A 22,077-nucleotide genomic window follows, 5' to 3' on the forward strand; every position below is an offset into this window, starting at 1 on the left:
CAAAGTGTCACAGTTCGCGTATCGCTAGGATAAACAAGATAAGGGATGCGACCGAACAAAAAGTTCGGACATGATTCCAAGCGGTCCATGTGACAAGATAGGTCTTCCATACCCGGTTGCCGGCGTCGCTGCCGGGCTCTGCTGCCGCTAGGGCGTCGTTTAGCGGTATGTTGAAAGCCATGGTCACGATGACGCCTCCAAGATAGAGCAGGCAAGCGGCCAGCAAATAACCGGAACCAGGCATTCCCCAGCGCATGAAGGAGACGATGGTCAGTACGATGCTGGTTAGGGCTGTTCCCATGAAGAGCAGTCCGAATACAGGAGTAAGGATGTTCGTATTAATTGATTGCATCGTACTCATGCCGTGTTCATTAGGGATTCGAGACAAGGCGGTCATTATGAAGGTGGAGAACGCGAAGAACAGCCCGGCAATGAGGCCGGCGCCAACGGCTGACCATAAGGTAAGAATCATCAAGATTCGTTCATTCATCCTAACACATCCGTTTCATGATAATTGTTTGTACATACAAATATAAATATATACCAATAACCATCAAATGTAAACCGAGAATTTTCCTGGATGTGTCAGCCGGGAATCTTCTTTGCGTCGTTCAAAAAGATAGAATATCCAGGCTATTTCGGAAATAGAGATGAGGTATACACGCTCGTAAGCGTATACAAATTATGGAAGCGAGATTCCAGATCTTTTTGCAGCCAAAAGGGAGGGGAAAGTATGAAGTCAGGCAAGAGAGGTTTTTGGCTAGTTGCAACGGCAGTATTGAGTCTGTCCTTGTTGTTTGGTTGTACGGGAGGCAAGACGACTCCTGAATCCGGCGGTGCGGGCAATGGTGGTGGAGAGACGACGGAGAAGAAGATTATCAACGTCACGTTCCGCGATGATGGGATTGGCGAGAATGGGGCGATCTATAAATGGATCAAGGAACTATCCGCGAGCTATCCGGATAAGAGCGTAGAGATCAGGCCGGCGCCGATTCAGGCTTCTGAAGGTGATTACTTTGCCAAAATTGCGCTTGCACTTAAATCGAAGGATACCGCGCCAGATATCGTAACGGAGGACACGTTCATTCTCAATTCGGATGCCAGTGCAGGCTTTCTGGAGCCGCTGGACGATAAGCTTGCCGGTTGGGAGGATTGGAGCAACGGATCGTTCATCGAGGCGTTGAAGAAAGGGGTCACTGCCAGCGACGGCAAAGTGTATGGCGTGCCGTATAATACAGATTCCAGGGGACTCTGGTATAACAAGGAAATCTTCAAGCAAGCCGGCCTTCCCGAGGAGTGGCAGCCGCAGACATGGGATGACGTACTGAATGCCGCCCGTACGATTAAGGAAAAGGCGCCGGACGTTGTGCCGATCTGGATGAACATGGGCAAGGCGACGGGTGAAGCTACGTCCATGCAGACGTATGAAATGCTGCTCTATGGAACCGGTGAACGGTTGTATGATGATGCCAGCGGCAAATGGATCACGAAGAGCCAGGGAATTCTGGATGCTTTAAGCTTTGTGGAGACGGTGAACAAAGAGAAGCTGGGACCGCCGCTGTCCAAAGTATTGAACGGGCAGGCTGGCAATACGGCTTCACGGGAGTATATGCCGCAAGGCAAACTGGCCATTCAACTTGACGGCTCCTGGATCACAAGCAACTATCTAGAGACGGGTGCTTCGCCGTGGCCGGAATACAAGGACGTGCTGGGATTAGCGCCGATGCCGACCAGTCAAGGGCAAGCGCCTGGTTCCATTACCCTTGCCGGAGGCTGGGCGCTATCCATTCCCAGCAACTCCAAGAACAAAGATGAGGCATGGGAATTTATTAAATACGCGTTGAACAAGGAAAATACACAGAAACTCATTATGTATTCAGGCAGCATTACCGTTCGTGCGGACGTAGGAAAAGATCCGGAATATACGAGCATGCCGTTCAAGGAGATTTCGACCGAATATTTGCAAAACGCCGAATTTCGTCCTTCTCAGGAGAAGTATCCTGAGGTTTCCACGCAAATCCAGACGATGGTCGAGTCAGTGGCAACGGGAACATCTCCGGCGGATGCGATGAACAAGTATGCCCAGGATGTGACGCGAATTGTCGGTGCGGAGAACATCGTAGAGAAGTAAACCACGGTTAGCCTTATCCAGTCTGCCCAAGTCCCCGCGAATACCGGGTGGCTTGGGCAGACTTGAATTCAGATCTTCTGCAAGGAAGGAGAACGGTCATGAGCAGTCTGACATTGGACAGGGTTGACAAGCGAAGAAAATCGTACACATGGCTTTTCTTTTTATTGCCATCCATTGTGATTATGCTGATTTTTTTCATTTATCCGATCCTGTTAACCTTTTTCTATTCGTTTACGAATTTAGCACTGACCGGGGAAGCAGCCAGGGAGCTTAAATTCGTCGGGTTCGATAATTATACGCGGATGTTCCAGGATCCTACCGTGAGGATCAGCATCTGGAACACCTTGGTCTTTCTCATCGGTTCCGCGGTCATTGGACAGCAGGTGCTTGGATTTCTGATCGCACTGCTCATGAAGCAGCGCAACAAAACCTTTCGCCGCGTCATTGGAACGATTGTGCTCGCGGGATGGGTGACGCCTGAGATCGTATGCGCACTTTGCCTGTACAGTTTTTTTGGCGATGACGGGACGCTGAACGCCATCATAACGTTCTTTGGATTCTCGGAAGTGACGTGGCTGTTTACCGTACCGATGCTGACGATCATTCTGGCGAACATCTGGCATGGCACGGCGTTCTCCATGCTCGTGTTTCAGGCTGCATTAGACGATGTCCCCAATGAAATTGAGGAAGCGGCGGTCGTGGACGGAGCGTCCAAGTGGAAAATATTCACCCGCATTATTATTCCGTACATCAAGGGTACGATCACCACCAATATGATGCTCGTAACGCTGCAGACGCTGGGGGTATTCGGTCTTATCTATGCCATGACCGGCGGCGGCCCCGGGAACTCGACAACGACCCTGCCGATTTTCATGTATAATCAAGCATTCGTTAATTACCAGCTTGGATACGGCACGGCGATATCGCTCTTGCTGCTCTTGATCGGGATTGTATTAAGCCTGCTCTACATTCGCTCAATGAAAGAGTAACTGTAACCAGAGGTGAACTCATATGAATGCCAAACAACGGAAGTTAATCTATCGGATTCTCCCCTATTCCATACTCGCAGGTATCGGTATCTGTTTCATATTGCCACTGTTATGGGTGCTGGTAGCTTCGGTTGATCCCAATGCCATGCAATCCTTAAAGATGCCAAGCCGTTTTACCGGGGCGAATTACATCGAGGTTCTCACGAGTAAAGAAAATCAGCGAGCTTACTTGATCGGGCTGGTGATGTCGCTGGGGCAGGCTGTGTTGGTTGTCATGCTGGGACTGCTTGCCGCATACCCGCTATCCCGTTACCAAATGAAATACAAGAAACCGTTCATGCTGACGATTTTGTTTATGACCTCGCTGCCGATTACGGCCGTTATGGTACCGGTGTATCAACTGTTTCTCGGCCTGAAGCTGTACGATAGCATTATCGGCGTAATCCTGTTCTACGTTGCGTCATCGATGCCGTACGGTATTTGGATGATGAAGAATTTCATGGACTCTGTACCAAGCGATCTGGAGGAAGCGGCGTGGGTGGACGGTGCATCGGTATTTACCGGCATGCGTAAGGTAGTCGCTCCGCTGATGGTGCCCGGCATATGTACCGTGGCGATCTTTACCTTCTCGGGCAGTTGGGGCAATTTCTTTGTACCCTACATTCTGCTTCAATCTCCGGAGAAGTTTCCGGCTTCACTCAAGCTGTACCAGTTCTTTGGCCAATACGGAATGGTGGATTACGGAAGTCTGGCCGCCTTTTCGGTCTTATATGCGATACCGGCTATCATCCTGTATATTCTATCGCAGCAGTTTATGTCCAAGGGCTTCGGACTGCAAGGTGGGACGAAGGGTTAGGTTGAATGATTAAATGCAGGGCGCTTACGCGTATATTGATGAAAACGGCAGAAATGCCGTTTTTTTATGTTTTGGAGAATCTGCCATCAGCGAGTCTATATTTAATTGGGAGGATTTGTTATGTTTTAGGCATGGCGTCACCTAGAAGGTTATTTCGTAGTTGCAGTCATATCTCAGCGTTGAGAGTTTGGAGGGAGAACATGAGGGTCAAACGAATTGTTGCTAATATTGATACGAAGGAAATCGCGGCTGCCAAGAGGTTCTACCAAGAGGTGTTAGGCCTGGATTTGCTAATGGATCTTGGCTGGATTGCGACCTACGGGTCGCAGGAAATGATGAGCGTTCAACTCAGCTTTGCTTCGGAGGGAGGCGGCGGCACTCCCGTGCCGGACTTGTCGATCGAGGTGGATGATTTAGAGTCAGTGTTGGATGACATGAAGGGGGCGGGCTTCACCATCGAATATGGACCTGTTGACGAGCCTTGGGGAGTCCGGCGGTTTTTTGTCAGGGACCCGTACGGCAAATTAGTCAATATCTTGGTTCATCATTCGCTCCAGTAGATTCCCTTAGAAGAATTCCTGCAAAGATGCAGGTATTTCCGGGATAACGCTGAAATATTGGTCAAAAACCTGCAAATGTGCAGGCTTTTGGCTCATGTCAGAGCGAATCGGACCAATGAGCGTCAAATGCCTGCATATTTGCAACCTTTTCTGCTGGAGAGGCGGGTGCGGATGAAAATGCCTGCACTTACGCATCTTTTTTGTGTAACACGGATAGAGTATGTATTTTTTCGGACATTGATCGAGCGGGAGAACATGATTTGGAGGATTTGGGATATCGTTATTGATCCGTCCACAAGTCGAACAAGCGGTGCCGAAACCATTTCCCGGCACCGCTCTCATGTTTTTAAGCCCTGTTAGGATGGATCATTCTCGCTGTACAGCTCCAGCTCAATCACCGTATTGCGCTTGTCCGGGAGCGGGAATGTGAAGTGTTCGGGCCTCGCAAAGTTTACGAATGCGTCTTCCACGAATTCCGCGGCGCTCCACGGTCGACTGAGGAACAGTTCGTAACCGTCGGATAACAAGCGGGCTTTCTTCACCTTGCCAGCCATGCCGATCAGGTTGATCGGACCGATCGATTCCTCGAAGACATGGGCGTATAGTTTATTGCCTTTTTGCGTATAGCGTCCCCATTCCGGCTTCGGAAAGTCTGCCGCCGCGCAGCCATAGATGCTGTCGCTGTTCTTGCTCATCCAATCGCCGATCTCCTCCAGAATCTCCAGGCTCTCGCGCGGAATGGAGCCTTTCGCGTCCGGACCGACGTTCAGCAGCATATTGCCGTTCTTGCTTACGCATTCCACCAGCTTGCGGATAATGGTCGTGGGCAATTTATAATTTCGGTCGGCGGCAGCGTAGCCCCAGTTGTTGTTCAGGGTGATACATGCTTCCCATGGGATCGGAGCGCCGGTCTCATCCACTACACCGTGAGGCGGAATGATCTGTTCAGGCGATGCGAAGTCTCCGCTATATACGGACGGATCGGTTGTATATATGCTACCGCCGCTCTCGCCGCTACCTTCCAGGCGGTTATCGATGATGATGTGCGGCTGAATCTCGCGAATCATTGTCATGAGCTCGGTTGCGCGCCACACTTCGTTTTTCATCGTATCGTAGGAGAAGTCGAACCACATGATGTCCAGCTTGCCATAGCCTGTCAGCAGTTCGCGCACTTGACCGTGCATATAGTCCAGATAACGGTCGAAGTTCGCCGGATCGCGTTTAAAATCCTCGTTCTCTCTCATCGGATGGATACGGTCACCGTACGCTGGATAATCTTCGTGATGCCAATCGATCAGTGAGAAATAGAGGCCGACCTTCAGGCCTTCTTCACGGAAAGCGTCGAGAAATTCTTGGACAAGATCTCGTCCTGCTTTCGTATTCGTAGATTTATATTCGGTTAGCTTGCTATCGTATAAACAGAAGCCGTCATGATGCTTGGCTGTCAACACCGCATATTTCATGCCTGCTTTCTTGGCAGCTTTCGCCCATTCCCGGGGATTATAATCCACAGGATCAAACTCATCAAAATAGGTTTGGTAGTCTTCGATGCTCATCTTCTCCGAGCTGCGGAGCCATTCACCCCGTGCGGGGATGGAATAGAGTCCCCAATGAATAAACATGCCGAACCGATCCTTCTGGAACCACTTGACGCGCTCCGTGCGTTCTTGGATGACTGGATGGGTAGAAATATTAGTATTCGTCATGGATTCAAACCTCCGGTTTATGGAATTGTCGAGTTTGATTTTAGCAAGAATATGATAGTATGAATAGATAATTACTTAACTCTGACGGGTATAATAATAACTTTTGAGGATATGAACATGAAGAATGAAGCGAGTGAATACGAAGCGATCCAGCAGATGCTCTTGAATGTAGGGGTTCAGATCTATGAGGCGGAGAAGACGCAATGCTGGTTGGACTGGAAGGAATTCGATTATACGCTATCATACAACAAACTCTATTTTATTCTGGATGGAGAAGGATGGCTGAAGATCGGGGACGTGGAATGGTATCCGACGCCGGGGCAGTTGATCCTGATGCCGGCTCGTACGAAGCAGTCCTATTCCGTCATTAGCAACCGACCGTACCTTAAGTATTGGTCTCATTTCTCGGCCACGGTAGGCGATACGGATGTGTTTGCATGGCTGGATGTTCCCTGCTGCTACACTATTGCTGATACGGATGCTATGACGAAACTCTTTCAAGAGCTGGTAGATACTCATCACACGAATTCGCTGGCTGCACGGCTGAGAGAGAAGTCGATTATGCTGGATATTTTGTCTCGTATTTTGGATGATAGCGAGCCCCAGATCCATTCGGATAAAAAAGAGGACATGGGCAGACTTCATATTGTACAGCAGTATATTAAAGATCATTTGCACGAAGAGATCACACTGGAACAACTAGCAGGCACGGTACATCTGCATCCGAACTATTTCATTAAGTATTTCAAGCGGCATTTCGGCATCACGCCGCAAAAATATCTAAGCTTCAAGCGGATGGAGCGAGCGAAACTGCTCCTGAGGACGACGCAGTCCAGTATCAAGGAAATCGCCGACGCTACCGGCTTCGAATCGGCTAATTATTTCTCCAAGACGTTCCGTAAAGAAGTCGGATACAGTCCGTCGGAGTACCGTAACAATATTTAGATCGGAAGCAAATATTAGGCTACCCTGCATAAATGGCAGGGTAGCCTTAAACATTGGAGTCCGTTAGCCATAGCACATGGTTGCCGACATCCTGTAGTGTCTTGAATGACACGGTCAAGGCAGCCCGCCTTAATCTTCATGTGATGATTGAGCAGCATCTTAGCATAATGCTCGGCCATATCTTGAGCTACTTGTGACAGTCTTGTAATCAGCCGCTCAGGTTCAAGGATGGTCAATGCTTTGCCATATGGAAGCTCGTTCCGTGATTTGGGCTTCTTTGGTCCACTCGCTGGCAAAATCATCAATTTTAATGAACATGTAAATGACCTCGCTTTATAATGGGATAAACCGCTCTCTTAGACTAAGTATATGGATGAATCACTGACAACTACGGTCAGTCATTGTAAAGGAGTGAGAGATTTGCGTGAAATGATACGAAATATTCCGGGTTCTGATGGCTGGATAACCATTAAGGAGTTGAACAAGGGGTGGTCTAGGGATCGCAAGTATTATGTACAGGATACCGAGCACAATGAGTGGCTGTTAAGATTATCTGATATATCGCAGCATGAGCGGAAGCAATGGGAGTTCGAGCACATGAAGCAACTGGACGCCAACAAGCTGCGAATTCCGAGGCCGGTTGCTTTCGGTGTATGCGATGCTGGTGAGCAGGTCTATACATTGCTCTCATGGGTTCACGGGGAGGATATACGAGATGTGCTTCCTTCATTAAACCAAAAGGACCAATACCAATTAGGCATTCAAGCAGGCCAATCGTTAAGAGCTATGCATGAGATTCCTGCTCCGTCAGGTCTGAGCCATGGTCAGATCACTATGAAGCCAAAATGGACAAGTACATAAGAAATTACAAGGCATGTGGAATTGAACTTAAGGGTGCAGAACTGATGATTCAGTACATGGAGGATTACAGGTACTTACTAAAATCGAGACCGCGCACCTTTCAACATGGGGATTATCATGTTGGCAATTTGGTTGTGTCATCGGTTGGCCAACTGGGCGTTATTGATTTCAACCGTGGCGATTACGGAGATCCATGGGAAGAATTTAACCGTATTACATGGGATGCGGGGCTGAGTCCATCCTTCGCTTCTGGTCGAATTCACGGATATTTCAACGGAGAAGAGGTACCGGAATCGTTCTTTAGATTAATGGCACTGTACATCGCAAGCAATCAGATTTCATCAATTCATTGGGCAATTCCATTCGGTGATCAAGAGGTCCAAGGGATGCTGGAGCGCGCTCGTGAGGTCCTGGGGTGGTATGATGGTTTCCGTAGCTGTATCCCCAATTGGTACCAACCGGTAACGGATTGAACAATTGATAATAAACTAGGAGAAATCGAATATCCGATCCAGACAGCTACGATAATACTAGTTAAAAACCAAGCCTTCCTGACCTAGCTTAATGCTTACGTCATGGGGATTCGCTTGGTTTTATTTCGTTTAATTAGGAATTGAATGAGGGGTGCCAGGGCATTATTTCTTTAAGGATGGTATTTATTTCAAGTAAAAGTTCGTTGACAGCGTTTTCAGATTGTTTATATAATAGCAGTATCACATTAAGGAATGCCGTTCCGTAATACGGAACGTTTGAAGGGGGGATAATATATTGATCCAGTCGGTAACCAGAGCATTGGAAATACTTGAATTCCTAAAATCAAACCCTCGGGGATTGGGTGTTACAGAAATAGCGCATAAGTTGGATGTTGCTAAGAGCACCGCGCATCGGTTGTTAATGTCGCTTGAAGAACATGATTATGTTCAAAAGTCAGGCAAGGATAGCATTTATAGTTTGGGATTGAAGTTTATTCAAATGGCTGAGGTTGTTACCGAGAACCTAGAGATTGTAGATATAGCCAGACCATGGATTGAAAGACTAAGCCGGGATACCGGAGAAATCGTTCACCTTGTGATGCTGGAAGGGAATGAAGTTCTGTACATCGATAAAGTTGAGAATACTTCCACGATCCGAATTTATTCCCAGATCGGAAAGAGGGGACCGCTTTATTGCACCGGAGTAGGTAAAGCCATTCTCGCCCATTTGGCTGATGAAGAAGTCGAGAGGCTGCTGTCGGGCGTAACGATGCAGCAATTTACAGAGTTTACGTTCACCACACTAGAGGACTTGAAGCAAGAACTTCAAACGATTCGTACGAATCAATTCGCTTACGATAATGAAGAACACGAACGAGGGATACGCTGCGTGGCAGCTCCCATCTTCGATCACACACAGAGAGCAAGGTACGCCATTAGTATTACAGGTCCGATTACGCGCATGTCAGATGACATTCTGAGTGAATATATACCGAGGATCAAAGAAACGGCTCAAGCCGTATCCGTTAAGATGGGCTACAATCCGAACAAAATAAACGAGTAAACAAAAGGGGTTTTAACCAACATGAAAAAATTCAAACTGAGTATTCTTCTTCTTTCATTGGTTGTTGTATTAAGCGCATGTGGTGGCGGCGCATCCAATGGGTCGGGTGAAAACGCAGGAACCAACTTCCCAACCAAACCAGTTGAACTTATCGTTCCTTACGCTGTTGGTGGCGGTACAGATACCGTAGCTCGTCAATTTGCAGATATGGCAAGAGAAGATCTTGGTCAAGCCGTTGCGGTAGTGAATTTGGAAGGCGGCGGTGGAGCCGTCGGTATGCAAAACGGTGCCAAAGCGAAAGCAGACGGTTACAAAGTAACGATGGTAACGGTTGAATTATTGTCTTTGCCACATACAGGTCTTGCACAATTCTCGCATACTGATTTCAAACCGATTGCATTGTTGAATGAAGACTCAGCAGCCATCACCGTCAAAGCAGATGCTCCATGGAATACAGTGGAGGAATTTATTGAAGCTACCAAGGAAAAAAGATTGAAAGTTGGTAATTCAGGCACAGGTGCCATCTGGCATATGGCAGCTGCAGCGTTTGAGAATGAAACCGGCGCACAGTTTAACCATGTTCCATTTGAAGGAGCTGCTCCAGCCGTAACTGCCTTATGGGTGGACATGTTGATGCGGTTTCTGTTAGTCCTGCTGAAGTCGTGAACCAAGTACAAGCAGGGGAACTGAAAGTATTAGGTGTAATGGCTGATGAGCGTGTAGAGTCCCTGCCAGAAGTACCAACGCTGAAAGAATCCGGTATTGAGCTCTCCATTGGTACTTGGCGTGGACTGGCTGTTCCAAAGGATACTCCGGAAGAAGTAGCTGCTATTCTGGAGGAATCTTTTGGAAAGACGATCCAAAGCGATAAGTTTAAAGAGCAGATCCAAAAGATGAACCTTGGCTACCGTTATGAGAACGGCGAAGGCTTCATGAATCTAATGGAAGGACAGGATCAGTTGTTTGCAGAGCTGGTACCTACCTTGAAGTTGAACTAAGCGATAGATCTTCCAGTAAAGGGCTGGTGCATACCAGCCCTTTACGAAATTATGAGGAGGTGCAGCTATGACAATGGCAAACCGGGTGATCGGGTTTGGTTTGTTGGTTTTTTCTATATACGCTTGGTTAAGCGCGAATGCATTCCCAGCATCGAACGGTCTGGGACCCGGACCGGATTACATTCCTAAATTAGCTGCCGGCATTCTGGCCGTGTTGTCCATTTTTCTAATCTTCAAGAAGGAAGAGCAGGAAGAAGAGATTTACGGTTTATCTGGAAAAAATAATATTGTGTTGTTCATCATTGGAGCCGTTGTGATGGTTGTATACATCATTCTAGTGCAATGGCTGGGATTCTCAATTTCATCCGCATTATTCGCCGCCGCTTGGATGTTTCTCATGGGAATCCGGAAGTGGACAACGCTGGTTATCGTATCCGTCTTGATCAGTGCGGGAATAACGTATGTATTTGAATACCTACTGAGCGTTCCGATTCCGCACGGTATTTTGTATTAAAGGAGGGCTTAGTCTATGGATGCATTGATTCAAGGGATGGGGCATGTATTTCAGCCGGAAGTTATCATACTTCTGATCGGTGGCGTTCTTCTCGGAATTATAATCGGAGCCCTTCCTGGCCTGACGGCTACGATGGGGGTTGCGCTGTTTCTGCCTGTCACATTCGGCATGGAAGCCGTTAGCGGGATATTGCTCTTGGTTGGGATATATTTCGGATCCATCTTCGGGGGCTCGATTGCGGCGATTCTGCTAAACACCCCGGGTACGCCCGCCTCCGCCGCCTCCACGCTTGATGGGTATGCGATGACCAAGCAAGGAAAAGCAGGAAAAGCGTTGGGATATGCTGCAGTAGCATCCGGCGTGGGCGGAACCATCAGTGTCATTATGCTGATTCTGATTGCGCCGCAGCTAGCCAGTGTTGCACTCAATTTCAGTGCGCCTGAAATGTTTGGTCTCGCCTTGTTCGGTCTCAGTATCATCTCGAGTATCTCGGGTGGATCCGTTATTAAAGGACTAATCGCAGGTGTATTCGGGATTCTGATCTCTACGGTGGGGATGGACCCGATGACAAGTTATCCGCGGTTCACGTTCGATCAACTTTCCTTGTTAAACGGATTATCCTTCATCCCGGTTATGATCGGTCTGTTTGCAGTCTCTGAAGCGCTCGTCATTATGGAGGAGGAGCTCAGCGGAGGAGACAAAATCAAGAAGATTGTCGCGAACTATGTACTGCCTAAATGGAATGAATTTAAGAAGGTCTGGATTTCCATGATCCGCTCAGGTTTTATCGGAACTTTCATTGGTATCATACCGGGTGCGGGAGCAGATATTGCCGCTTTCGTATCCTATAACGAAGGCAGACGCTTCGCTAGTAAAGAAGATAAGAAAACCTTTGGTAAGGGTAATCCGAAAGGAATTGTCTCTGCTGAAGCTGCCAATAACGGCGTGACAGGGGGCTCCATGATCCCGCTGCTGACGCTGGGCATACCAGGTGATGCCGTTACGGCGATTATGCTGGGAGCGCTTGTGGTTCAAGGCATTCAGCCGGGGCCGCAGTTGTTCACGAACAGCGCCGAGCTTGTGTACACCCTATTCGCAGGATGATTATTGCTAATATTCTGATGACGATATTCGGGATCACAGGTATTCGGTTGTTCGTCAAGATCTTATTGGTTCCTAAAAAGATACTCGCGCCACTGATCTTGATTCTTTCAACCGTTGGTGCTTATGCGATCAGCAACAACTTCTTCGATGTGTTTACAATGCTCGTTGCCGGTATCATCGGCTACTTCATGAAGAAATACGGTTTCCCGGCATCGCCAATCGTGTTGGCGCTTATTCTGGGGCCGATGGCTGAGAGTGAATTCAGACGTTCGCTTGTCATGTCCGAAGGAAGCTACACCATCTTCCTTGAAAGACCGATCGCACTCGGATTTATTATCGTATCAATCCTGTCTCTTGTCCTGCCGCTGGTTTGGGGTAAGTGGAAGAAAAAGAAAAATATAGAGACGGCATAAGTAATCATTACATCAGGAGTGGAGGTCTATATTGTGTATCCTGAACTTGTCACAATCGGTGAAACGATGGTTGTATTTGAGGCAGCTGCCGATGGCCCTCTAAGATATACAACTCAGTTTAACAAGCGTCACGGGGGAGCAGAATCAAATGTAGCTATTGGTGCAGCAAGATTAGGGAGAACTGCCGGCTGGATAAGCAAGGTGGGGGATGAGGAACTGGGCAAATACCTCGTATCTTCCATTCGTGGAGAAGGGGTAGATACCTCACGTGTCATCTACGACTCACATGCTGCAACGGGACTATTTATCAAAGAGAAGATCCGGGAGGGCTCAACCCAGGTCTATTATTACCGCAGCGGATCTGCGGCCAGTAGAATGACCCTTGAAGAGATTGATTGGCATTACGTCAAGCAAGCGAAAATCCTTCATTTGACCGGCATCACACCTTTCTTGAGTTCGAACTGCCTGGAGATCGTGCACGAAGCGATTCGGATCGCCAAGGAGAACGGAATTCTATTCTCCTTTGACCCCAATCTTCGCTTCAAGCTCATGGAGAAAGTACCTGACGCCAAGGAAATATTGCTGGATATCGCGAAGCAAGCCGATATTCTGATGCCTGGCCTCGATGAGGCCGAGTATCTGCTCGGAACGGACAACTATGATGAGATTGCTGCTTATTTCTTGAATGCGGGGATATCCAAGATCGCGATTAAGAATGGAAGCGTGGGCACTTATTATCATGCTAAAGATGAAGGTCACGGATTTGTTCCCAGCCAGAAGGTTGAACGTGTTACAGATCCAGTGGGAGCGGGAGACGGGTTTGCTGCGGGTCTGCTGACCGGACTGCTTGAGAATAAATCACTTAAAGAAGCGGTCGAGCTCGGTTCGATTGTCGGTGCGATGGTCGTAACGGTTAAGGGAGACGTTGAGGGTCTGCCTGACCGTGCGTCTATCGAAAGTTTCAGTCATCGTCATCGTGATATTCTAAGATAGGAGTGAGAAGATGGGACAAGATCAATTGAAGCGACTCCTGGAGTCAGGTATTATCGCTGTTGTTCGACGTATTGATGAAGATAAGGTGATGCATGTCATCGGTGCCTTGGTTGAAGGTGGGGTGACCGGGATCGAAATGACCATGGATTCCCCGAATGTGCTGCAAGTGATCCAGGAAGCGAAGAAGAAGTACGGGGATAAGGCAGTCATTGGTGCCGGAACGGTACTGGATGCGGAAGCTGCGGTTGCGGCCATTCAGGCAGGCGCCGAGTTTCTGTTCGCTCCAACCTTGAGCCAAGACACGATCAAGGTCGCTAAGCGCTATGGCAAGATTGTCATTCCAGGCGTGTTCACGCCTACGGAAATGCTGCAAGCGCAAGAATGGGGAGCGGATGTCGTCAAGCTGTTCCCCGCTTCGGTATTAGGTCCGAAGTTTATCAAAGACGTGCGGGGGCCTCTGGGTCATATCAAAATGATGCCTACGGGCGGTATTGATATCGACAATATTGCCGACTACATTCAGGCTGGAGCCGTTGCAGCCGGCGTCGGCGGGTCTTTAATGAAGAAAGACTTGATCGAGCAAGGCAAGTGGGATGAATTAGCTGCACTTGCCAAAGCGTTTACAACGAAAGTAGCGCAAGCCAGAGCGTAATCATGAACGGATCGATAACGAGCAAGCCTGAAGCAGGCTTGCTCGTTATTTTTGTATTAACTTAGACGATGCCCAATCATGGTTTCGCGTGATATGCGCATGAGTTGATTATCCACATACACGCCATCGAACCATTCATGTTCGGGCAGCACCTTTACTTTGGTAAACCCGCATTTTTCGTAGCTATGAATCGCTCTGGTATTCGCTGTTTGCGGCTCGATGTAAATATCCGCTGCACTCTTCTTTGTGAATAGATAATGAATGATGGAGCGTACGGCAGTCGTTCCAACCCCTTGGTTCCAATACTCGGGTTCTCCGATGAAGATATCCATTCCGAATTGCGGCAGGTTGGGTCTAGCCCCGTACGCTACGATGTCGTCTGCTTGTAACGGGTAGAATTGGAGATAACCGACCGTTATTTGGTCGCACTCAATCATGCACGGCGTAACGTAATGCTCGCCCCTCGCTCGAGGTCCATATTTCCTAGTGATCTGATCGTATGTAAATGTTGCGCTCGGTCCCTCAATATAACGAAGCACTCTTTCATCATTTAACCATTTATATAGAAGAGAGAAATCCTCTTCACTGGCTTTCATGTTTCGTATGGCAACCCTTCCGTTCACGATTAACATGACTCCGAACCACCTCTTTTATTTTTAATGATACATCAACCTCTCTTCAAGAAAACACCGAATTCAATCTCATGCCGACTCAATTGCTTAATAAAAGACTATAACCCTAATAAAGTGCGATATAACGAAGGCAATGCCCCTGATAAAATTTGGTTAATCTTAGCCAAGAGACAGGGGGAACAGATGCGTGCTTCTTAGGGTTGCGAAGGTGATACGTAAGTATATGGTTAGTCTGATCGTCATCGCGGTGCTTGCGTTGTCGGTCCTGTATTGGAACAGCACGCGCGGATTTGACGATCTGGCCATGGCCGATATACCGACATACGCGGATGTGGATGAACAGTCGATTCTGGCAGATCAAGATATTAAGAGCAAGCGCGAGCCGTCCTATCTCAAATATTTGGAGGCGCATAAACAGGATGGAGCTCAGGATACCAGCGGTTTCAAGCTGTCGGTCGCTTCCTTGGATTATGCTGCGATCAGCCCGGAAGGGACTTCCACGGTGACTAACCTTGGTGAACGAAGCGGTTCTTTCCTCGTGCTGGAGGAAGAAGACAGCTGGGTGGAATACAAGGTCCAAGTGCCTGAGGATGGTTTCTACCAGTTGGCGATGAGTTATTACGCCATGCCGGGTAAACGGTCGGCCATCGTGCGAAATATTCAGATTGATGGTGAATTTCCGTTCTATCAAGCGAAGAAGATCGAGTTCCAACGGATGTGGATAGAGTCGGGTCCGACCACCAAGGACAGGCTGGGAAATGAGTTTAACCCTCGCAGGGAAGAGGTGAGTTCCTGGCAGTATCGCGAATTTCGTGATGCCGAAGGCAAGGTATCCGAGCCATTCCGCTACTATTTGACCGCAGGCAGTCACACCATACGCATCAACGCGATGAGGGAACCAGCGGCCATTGGTGAGCTGGAAGTGCTGTCACCGATTCAGATTCCGAACTATGCACAACTGCAGCAAGAATATGAGGCACAAGGGTACAAGGAGACGAGCGGTCATCTGATCAAGATCCAGGCGGAAGAATCCACACTCCGTTCTGATCCGACACTACGGCGGGTAGAGGATAGGGAACCGGCCACCGAACCTTTCAATTCGAAAGCGATTACATTGAACAGTTTCGGTGGGGATGCCTGGAAGAAAGGCGGCCAATGGGCAGAGTGGGAGTTCGAAGTACCGGAGAGCGGGCTTTATAACATCGGTGCGCGCTTTGGCAGCTGGTTCCTGAATGGCATTCCGATTGAACGAATGGTCATGATTGACGGTAAGATCCCTTTCCAGGAAATGAACCACGCTGTCTTCCCATTCAAACAAGGATGGCAACTGCGCGGCTTGTCGGACCGGAATGAGGAATATCTCTTCTATCTGGAGCAAGGCAAGCACACCCTTCGGATGGAGGTCCAGGTAGGTTCACTTGGTGAAGTGTTCGAGAATGTGCTAGATACAACGAACAAGATGTCGCTGTTGTCGCGCGAAATCATTCAGGTTACGGGAACCAATCCAGATTCGAACCGGGATTGGAAGCTGGACAACTACATACCGAATCTCGTACCGCGGCTTCATCTGATGGCGAGATCGATCGATGATGCGATGAACATGCTCTATGATCTTGGGGTTCCCAAGGGATCATCCGAGATCAGTACACTGGGTGAAGCGCGTGATCAATTGTTATCCATGGCTGAGGATACCGAGACGATTCCCGGGCGGATTGCTTCGATGACGGACACGCAATCATCGCTTGGACTTTGGGTCAACGGACTTAGCACCCAGAGCATGATTATTGATTACTTTGTCATCAAGTCACCTGACCAGGCATGGCCTAAGGCAGAGGCTCCCGTCTTGACTCGAGTGGGCACAACGGTAAGCGATTTCCTCTATTCCTTTACCAGGGACTACACGGGCATCGGGGATGTATACGACGATGAGGAAGTGATCGATGTATGGGTTGCAAGGGGACGTGACTGGGTGCAGATCATCAAGCAGATGGTAGACGAGGATTTTACGCCGGAAACCGGTATTAAAGTGAATGTGAACGTCATTCCAGCTGGGGGCATGCAGCTCTTGCTGCTTGCGCAAACCTCGGGTTTGGCGCCGGACGTAGCGCTTGGGGTCGAGGGCGAAGTGCCGATCGATTTTGCGGTGCGCGGCGGCTTGGTCAATCTGTCCGATTTCAGCGATTACGATCATGTATCCTCCAGGTTCCGGCCAGGTGCGCTCATTCCTTATCGGTATGACGGAGGGAACTATGCACTGCCGGAGACGCAGAACTTCTCGATGCTGTTCTACCGAACCGACATTATGGAGGAGCTCGGTGTGACCGAAGCCGACATCCCTGAAACATGGGAAGAAGTGATGGATCTGATACCGCTGCTCCAGCAAAACGGTATGGATTTCTTCTACCCGCATGCGGCGAATGCACCGAATAATGCGGTGAACGAATTTGCGCCATTCCTGTTCCAGCGCAATGGCGATTTGTACAAGGAGGACGGCAAGTTCTCCAATCTGGATTCCTTTGAAGCGCTTGAGGCGGTGAAGATGTGGACCGGTTTGTACACGAACTACAAGATTGAGAAACAAGCCGACTTCTACAACCGTTTCCGTACAGGCGAGATGCCGATCGGAGTAGCGGATTATACGACTTATGTCATGCTCTCGACGGCTGCACCTGAACTTACGGGTTGGTGGAAAATGAAGCCGATTCCGGGCATTAAACAGGCGGATGGACAGATCAATCGCTCCACGGGCGGACTCGGTCAGACGGCCGTTATGTTCAACAGTACGGAGAATAAGGATGCTGCCTGGGAGTTTATGAAATGGTGGACCGATGCGGATGCCCAGGAGCGGTTCGGCTCCGAGCTGGAATCGTTGTTAGGTGTTGAAGCACGTTGGAACACCGCTAACGTTGAAGCGTTAACCCGCTTACCGTGGCAGACGGAGGATATTAATGCGGTATTGGAGCAATGGGAATGGTTCCGTGAACGCGAAGTCGTGCTGGGCGGGTATTACACCACGAGACATATCGCGAATATCTGGAATGAGATCGTGCTCAACGGCGTCATTCCGCGTGAAGCTGTAGAGAACGGCGTGAGAGAGATCAACAAGGAGCTGCGGAAGAAGCGCGAGGAATTCGGTGACGAGTCCTACAGCGGCCAAGACTTGAAAGGGGAAGGAGGGGCGGTCAAATGAGCAGTGTCATGACAAATACCGAACGGCCGAGCCAAGAACCAGAGCTTCGACCCGCTCCCCCGCCCGGCAAACTGAAGAGATTGTGGATCGATATGAAACGGCACAAAATATCTTATTTGTTCCTGGCGCCGTTTCTGCTCTTGTTCACTTTCTTTACCATCGTACCGATCTTTACATCGATCGGCCTGAGCATGACCTATTACAACATGATTGAGAGCCCGCGTTTTATCGGGTTGTCCAACTACCGTCTATTGTTTGTGGATGACGACATTTTTCTTAAGGCGATCGGGATTACATTTCAATTTGCCATTATTACCGGACCTATAGGATATATATTGGCGTTCTTCTTAGCATGGCTGATCAGCCAAATCCCGATCAAATACCGATTCTTCTATACGCTCTGCTTCTATACTCCCTCGATAACAAGCGCGACCGCAATGTCGGTTGTATGGCTGTATTTGTTCGCAGGGGATCGCAAGGGATTGATTAACTACTGGGCGCTGAAGCTCGGCCTGATTCACGAGCCTTATCTGTTCTTGCAAAATGTCAACTCCATCGTACCCGTCATCATCATCGTATCCCTCTGGATGAGCATGGGGATTGGATTCCTCGCATTTCTGGCAGGTCTGCAGAATGTACCGAAGGAGCTGTATGAAGCGGGTGCGATTGATGGCATCAAGTATCGTCTGCATGAGCTGTGGTACATTACACTGCCGTCCGTGAAGCCGCAACTGTTATTCGGCGCGGTGCTGCAGGTGGTGTTCTCCCTTCAGGTATTCGATGTCAGCGTTCAACTCGTCGGGATACCGAGTCCGCTCTATGCGGGCCATACCATACTGACGCATTTGTTTGACTATGCATTTATCAAATTCGAGATGGGTTATGCATCGGCTATCGCAGTCGTGCTGTTCGTGATCATGCTCGGACTGAACCGACTTATTTTCAGATGGCTGGGGAGGGAGTAATCACACCATGGTAAAAGGAATGAAATTCGACTTTGGCAGGCTCATATTTTACCTGTTGCTGACCGCCTTTGGTCTCTTGATGCTCGCCCCGTTGGTATATATGGCATCAACGGCGTTTAAACCGACAGCGGAGCTGTTCCTGTTCCCGCCTCGCTTCTTCTTCATTAATCCGACGTGGAACAACTTCTATCAGCTGCTCCTGGTGACGGGAACGTCCTTCGTTCCGTTCACCCGCTACATCTTCAACAGCCTGATTGTAACGTTATGCGTCGTAGGGGGAGGCGTGTTAATCTCCGCAATGGCGGCTTATCCATTAGCGAAACATAATATGCCGTTTCGCAGCACGATCTTCAATCTGATCGTATTCTCGCTGATGTTCTCGCCAATGGTATTGCAGATCCCGCAATATCTGGTGATTAGTAAGATCGGTCTCATGAACACCTACATTGCGCAGATCATTCCATCACTGGCTTCACCTGTTGGCATGTTCTTGATGGTTCAGTTTGCGAAGCAAATTCCGGAGCCGCTACTTGAGGCGGCACGAATCGATGGAGCCGGAGAGTGGAGAATATTCCGCACGATCATATTGCCGATGCTCAAACCCGCCATCGCGACGTTTGCACTCTTCAGCTTCATCTCAGCATGGAATGATCCTTATCCGGCGATGGTCTACGCGACGCAGGAGGACATGAAGTCACTGCCCATTGCGATTCAGACGATCAGCGGCGGGGCAGGCGTTGTAGCAAGGGTAGGAACCTTTGCTGCAGCAAGTTTCTTGATGATTATCCCAACCATTCTGGTCTTCATCATAACTCAGCGGATGGTGCTGCAGACGATGGCCCATTCGGGTCTGAAGGAATAGGGGGAGCGATATGATTCGAGTGAAATGGCGCAAGCATGTCGCTTCTTGGCTGGTATGTTCCTTCCTCTTCTTAACGGTACAGGGGACGGTGGCTGCAGATAGCCTTATGCAGGCTATATCTGGAATTCCAGATCTGATGCTCCTTCCATTAACGGATATCTATATAAGGATTCCATTGACGGATATGATTTGAGCTCCGGGCCCTTTAAGGCGCCAGAGGATATCTTCATCAACGACAATGATTCGATTTACATCGTGGACAGCGGTAGTAACCGGGTCGTCCTGCTCGATAAGGATCACCAGTTGATCCGAGTGATTGGCGATGAGGAAGGCCCAGGACAATTAAACGGACCCAAGGGTGTATTTGTCAAAGATGACGGGACGGTATATGTGGCTGATACACAGAATCGGAGGATTGCGATCTTCGATCATGACGGTACATTTGTTCAAGAGATTGCGTCACTCAGCAGCCCGCTGCTCGGCAGCAACTTCTTGTTCTCTCCGGCGAAGCTGGTTGTTGATAAGCGCGATTATATGATTGTCGCCAATGACGGAACCAGCTCTGGACTGCTCCAGATTGATCCTTCTGGTAATTTCAAAGGATACTTTGGAGCGAACATGGTGGAATTTAGTTGGTCGCGCTTCTTCATCCGCTTGTTTGCAACAGATGAACAAAAGGCGCAGCTGGCGAGTGTAAGACCACAGGAATTCTCGAACCTGCATCAGGATACGGAAGGCTTTATCTGGACGACCACACTTGGTGTTGAATACAACCAAATCAAACGTCTAAGCGCCGTCGGGGTAGATACGTATAATCCGGATTGGACGCAAGAGCATAATCGTAAAAAATTCGGCGACACCTTCTCCGTAGGATCCTTTGACGCTGCATCATTCGTGGATATCTCCGTTGATGATAAAGGGGTGGTGACGGGCTTGGATCTCTCGACGGGCAAGGCGTTCCAATATGACAAAGTACGAAGCCTGCTCTTTGTTTTTGGCGGTATCGGCGATCAGAACGGGTTGTTCAAAACGCCGGTAGCTATTGACCAAACGTCGGACGGGAGCATTTACATCGTGGATAAGACCCGTAACCGGATCGACCGCTTTCGCACGACACCGTTCGGGGACCTCGTGCATGAAGCGTCTGCACTATTCGTGGATGGAAGATATCAAGAAGCGAAGGAACCGTGGGGGAGAGTGCTTGAGCTGAACAGCAACTACGATCTGGCCTACAGCGGGATCGGCAAAGCGCTTGAGAAGGAAGAACGTTGGAAGGAAGCGATGGAATACCACAAGCTGTCGCGGGTTCAGTACAACTATTCGCAAGCGTTGAAGGAATACCGCAAAGAGTGGCTGCGAGAGAATTTTCAATATGTATTCTTCGGCATTATCGGTTTGTTTGTCGTGTTTAAGTTCGGAGGACCGTTCATTCGGAGATTATGGAACCGATCAAGCGTTGCAAAGCGTTCCAGCGTTTCAGAGCATGTCACGCATAAGGGAGGATCAATGGAATGAACTTGCTCAGCAATTCGCGCAAGGTGCTGCGTCATCCTCTGGATTTCTTCCATGATATACAGCTGCAAGGGAGGGCCAAATGGAGCCACGCCGTTATTCTCTTGCTGTTGATGGTGTGCGTGCATCTGTTGAAGCTGTCATGGACCGGCTACTCGTTTGAAGGCAGGGAGGCCTATCAGATTTCTTTTGTCTTTGAATCATTTTGGATTATCGTGCCGTGGATCACCTGGTGTGTATCGAACTGGGCGGTCAGCGCTATTATGGATGGCGAAGGTAAATTCAAAGACATTGTGGTCTCATCGGCCTATGCGCTGGTTCCTTATATCGTGTTGTCACTACCGCTTGCACTGCTGTCGCAGATATTGACGCAAGGAGAATATTACACCTATTGGGGTTTAATTTATTTCATTAATGCATGGGTGATGTTTTTGTTTCTGGTCAAGGTCAAAACGCTTCACGATTTTGAACTGGGCAAGATGCTGTGGATTATTGTGCTGACGATCGTGGGAATGCTCGTCATTTGGTTTGTCGGTTTTCTTATATTCGGCTTGGTAAACCAGGCGATTGAGTTTGTAATCGGAGTCGTGAAAGAAATCCAATTCCGTTTATAGTCACGCTACAACATGCATCTCCCTTGTTGAGATGCTTGAGGAGG

20 protein-coding genes and 2 pseudogenes are annotated in these 22,077 nt (G+C 48.8%); 19 read left to right on the top strand and 3 right to left on the bottom strand.

Annotated features, from left to right (window positions below):
- Positions 1 to 7: 7 nt before the first annotated feature.
- A complete protein-coding gene (locus tag JCM10914_RS13895; protein WP_023961879.1) occupies positions 8 to 490 on the bottom strand; it encodes a DUF1772 domain-containing protein in 483 nt (160 codons plus the stop codon).
- Between the two features lie 243 nt (positions 491 to 733).
- On the opposite strand from JCM10914_RS13895, the gene JCM10914_RS13900 reads away from it, so the two are divergent.
- From JCM10914_RS13900 to JCM10914_RS13915, 4 genes are all read left to right on the top strand, one after another.
- Complete coding sequence (locus tag JCM10914_RS13900) at positions 734 to 2,131, top strand: ABC transporter substrate-binding protein (protein WP_023961882.1); 1,398 nt, start codon at positions 734 to 736, stop codon at positions 2,129 to 2,131.
- Positions 2,132 to 2,229: 98 nt separating this feature from the next.
- Positions 2,230 to 3,120 (top strand): carbohydrate ABC transporter permease, encoded by an 891-nt coding sequence (locus JCM10914_RS13905; RefSeq protein WP_023961884.1) that lies wholly within the window; start codon positions 2,230 to 2,232, stop codon positions 3,118 to 3,120.
- Positions 3,121 to 3,142: 22 nt separating this feature from the next.
- Positions 3,143 to 3,976, top strand: coding sequence for a carbohydrate ABC transporter permease (locus JCM10914_RS13910; protein ID WP_023961886.1), 834 nt, complete (start codon positions 3,143 to 3,145; stop codon positions 3,974 to 3,976).
- A 200-nt stretch (positions 3,977 to 4,176) separates the two neighbouring features.
- Complete coding sequence (locus tag JCM10914_RS13915) at positions 4,177 to 4,536, top strand: VOC family protein (RefSeq protein ID WP_023961889.1); 360 nt, start codon at positions 4,177 to 4,179, stop codon at positions 4,534 to 4,536.
- A gap of 356 nt (positions 4,537 to 4,892) precedes the next feature.
- On the opposite strand, the gene JCM10914_RS13920 is transcribed toward JCM10914_RS13915, so the two are convergent.
- On the bottom strand, positions 4,893 to 6,242 hold the full coding sequence (locus JCM10914_RS13920; protein WP_023961891.1) for an alpha-L-fucosidase: 1,350 nt from the start codon (positions 6,240 to 6,242) through the stop codon (positions 4,893 to 4,895).
- Between the two features lie 117 nt (positions 6,243 to 6,359).
- Here JCM10914_RS13920 and JCM10914_RS13925 point away from each other — a divergent pair, with 117 nt between their 5' ends.
- From JCM10914_RS13925 to JCM10914_RS13960, 9 genes and pseudogenes are all read left to right on the top strand, one after another.
- On the top strand, positions 6,360 to 7,187 hold the full coding sequence (locus JCM10914_RS13925; protein ID WP_023961893.1) for an AraC family transcriptional regulator: 828 nt from the start codon (positions 6,360 to 6,362) through the stop codon (positions 7,185 to 7,187).
- Between the two features lie 429 nt (positions 7,188 to 7,616).
- The gene (locus JCM10914_RS31855; RefSeq protein ID WP_370570250.1) at positions 7,617 to 8,048 is read left to right on the top strand and encodes a phosphotransferase family protein; all 432 of its coding nucleotides are present in this window, start codon (positions 7,617 to 7,619) and stop codon (positions 8,046 to 8,048) included.
- On the top strand, positions 8,033 to 8,521 hold the full coding sequence (locus tag JCM10914_RS31860) for an aminoglycoside phosphotransferase family protein (protein ID WP_370570248.1): 489 nt from the start codon (positions 8,033 to 8,035) through the stop codon (positions 8,519 to 8,521). The genes JCM10914_RS31855 and JCM10914_RS31860 overlap by 16 nt, the downstream gene beginning before the upstream one ends.
- A gap of 295 nt (positions 8,522 to 8,816) precedes the next feature.
- Positions 8,817 to 9,584, top strand: coding sequence for an IclR family transcriptional regulator (locus JCM10914_RS13935; protein WP_036718192.1), 768 nt, complete (start codon positions 8,817 to 8,819; stop codon positions 9,582 to 9,584).
- A gap of 207 nt (positions 9,585 to 9,791) precedes the next feature.
- Positions 9,792 to 10,582 (top strand): annotated as a pseudogene (locus JCM10914_RS13940) (tripartite tricarboxylate transporter substrate binding protein).
- 67 nt (positions 10,583 to 10,649) lie between these two features.
- Positions 10,650 to 11,096, top strand: coding sequence for a tripartite tricarboxylate transporter TctB family protein (locus JCM10914_RS13945; protein ID WP_023961906.1), 447 nt, complete (start codon positions 10,650 to 10,652; stop codon positions 11,094 to 11,096).
- 36 nt (positions 11,097 to 11,132) lie between these two features.
- A pseudogene (locus tag JCM10914_RS13950) lies at positions 11,133 to 12,613 on the top strand (tripartite tricarboxylate transporter permease).
- A 33-nt stretch (positions 12,614 to 12,646) separates the two neighbouring features.
- Positions 12,647 to 13,606, top strand: a complete 960-nt coding sequence (locus JCM10914_RS13955; protein WP_023961912.1) for a sugar kinase — start codon at positions 12,647 to 12,649, stop codon at positions 13,604 to 13,606.
- Positions 13,607 to 13,616: 10 nt separating this feature from the next.
- On the top strand, positions 13,617 to 14,258 hold the full coding sequence (locus tag JCM10914_RS13960) for a bifunctional 4-hydroxy-2-oxoglutarate aldolase/2-dehydro-3-deoxy-phosphogluconate aldolase (protein ID WP_023961914.1): 642 nt from the start codon (positions 13,617 to 13,619) through the stop codon (positions 14,256 to 14,258).
- Between the two features lie 56 nt (positions 14,259 to 14,314).
- Here the strand turns inward: JCM10914_RS13960 and JCM10914_RS13965 are convergent, their stop codons facing one another.
- Positions 14,315 to 14,890: a GNAT family N-acetyltransferase gene (locus tag JCM10914_RS13965; RefSeq protein ID WP_023961916.1), complete on the bottom strand. Its 576-nt coding sequence runs from the start codon at positions 14,888 to 14,890 to the stop codon at positions 14,315 to 14,317.
- 187 nt (positions 14,891 to 15,077) lie between these two features.
- Here JCM10914_RS13965 and JCM10914_RS13970 point away from each other — a divergent pair, with 187 nt between their 5' ends.
- Genes JCM10914_RS13970 through JCM10914_RS13995 form a run of 6 tightly spaced genes read left to right on the top strand, consistent with a single transcriptional unit; the run spans position 15,078 to position 22,033 of the window.
- Positions 15,078 to 18,080 carry an extracellular solute-binding protein gene (locus JCM10914_RS13970; protein ID WP_052019787.1) on the top strand — a complete coding sequence of 1,001 codons (3,003 nt, stop codon included), beginning with the start codon at positions 15,078 to 15,080 and terminating at the stop codon, positions 18,078 to 18,080.
- Complete coding sequence (locus JCM10914_RS13975) at positions 18,077 to 19,045, top strand: carbohydrate ABC transporter permease (RefSeq protein ID WP_023961920.1); 969 nt, start codon at positions 18,077 to 18,079, stop codon at positions 19,043 to 19,045. The genes JCM10914_RS13970 and JCM10914_RS13975 overlap by 4 nt, the downstream gene beginning before the upstream one ends.
- 7 nt (positions 19,046 to 19,052) lie before the next feature.
- Complete coding sequence (locus JCM10914_RS13980) at positions 19,053 to 19,907, top strand: carbohydrate ABC transporter permease (protein WP_023961923.1); 855 nt, start codon at positions 19,053 to 19,055, stop codon at positions 19,905 to 19,907.
- 10 nt (positions 19,908 to 19,917) lie between these two features.
- A complete protein-coding gene (locus tag JCM10914_RS13985; protein WP_023961925.1) occupies positions 19,918 to 20,100 on the top strand; it encodes a hypothetical protein in 183 nt (60 codons plus the stop codon).
- On the top strand, positions 20,097 to 21,422 hold the full coding sequence (locus tag JCM10914_RS13990; protein WP_023961927.1) for a hypothetical protein: 1,326 nt from the start codon (positions 20,097 to 20,099) through the stop codon (positions 21,420 to 21,422). Before JCM10914_RS13985 ends, JCM10914_RS13990 begins: the two co-directional genes overlap by 4 nt.
- Entirely contained in the window at positions 21,419 to 22,033 is a 615-nt protein-coding gene (locus JCM10914_RS13995) for a YIP1 family protein (protein ID WP_023961929.1), read from the top strand. The genes JCM10914_RS13990 and JCM10914_RS13995 overlap by 4 nt, the downstream gene beginning before the upstream one ends.
- The last annotated feature ends 44 nt before the right edge of the window (positions 22,034 to 22,077 follow it).

The sequence above is a fragment of the Paenibacillus sp. JCM 10914 genome (assembly GCF_001315105.1).
Lineage (GTDB): Bacteria > Bacillota > Bacilli > Paenibacillales > Paenibacillaceae > Paenibacillus_AQ.